This window comes from Burkholderia semiarida, from assembly GCF_029268935.1.
GTDB lineage: Bacteria > Pseudomonadota > Gammaproteobacteria > Burkholderiales > Burkholderiaceae > Burkholderia > Burkholderia semiarida.
The window spans coordinates 1-479 of record NZ_JAHLCL010000006.1; the positions used below are offsets into that span (position 1 = coordinate 1).

General features: G+C 69.5%; 1 pseudogene. It reads right to left on the reverse strand.

What is annotated here, in order from left to right:
- Nucleotides 1–359, reverse strand: a pseudogene (locus KPB06_RS12985) (hypothetical protein); the annotation flags it as partial.
- Nucleotides 360–479: the final 120 nt, after the last annotated feature.

A 479-nucleotide genomic window follows, 5' to 3' on the forward strand; every position in this document is an offset into this window, starting at 1 on the left:
TGCGTGATGCGCGACAGGCGCGCGTCGCTCTTCTGGTTGCCGATCGACGTGATCACGAAGCAGTTCGACTGCTGCACGGCCAGCCGCAGCAGCGGGTCGATGCTCGTCACCTTCGTCGCGCTGCCGAACGGGCCCCACCAGTCGGCGTTGCGGCCGTCGTCGACCGCGATCGTGCCCAGCGGCGACGCGCAGCGCTGCAACTGCGAATCGGCGCCGGCGCTCGCGCCGCCGGCCGCCGCGCCCGTCACCCCGGCGTTCTGCCCGCCGGGCGTCACCATGCCGCCGCACCCCGCGACGGACGCGCCAAGCGCTGCAACCAGCGCACCTTGAATCAGACGTTGGGAAAGGTTGGTCTTCATGTCGTTGTCGATCGATTAGAGTCGTTGTTCGGCTTATGGGTCCGTGCGAACTTCGATAAGCCCCCCGGCGTGGCGCGCGATGGTGGTCTCCCCGCGGCTGCCCCCGTTGCTTCAGGCCCG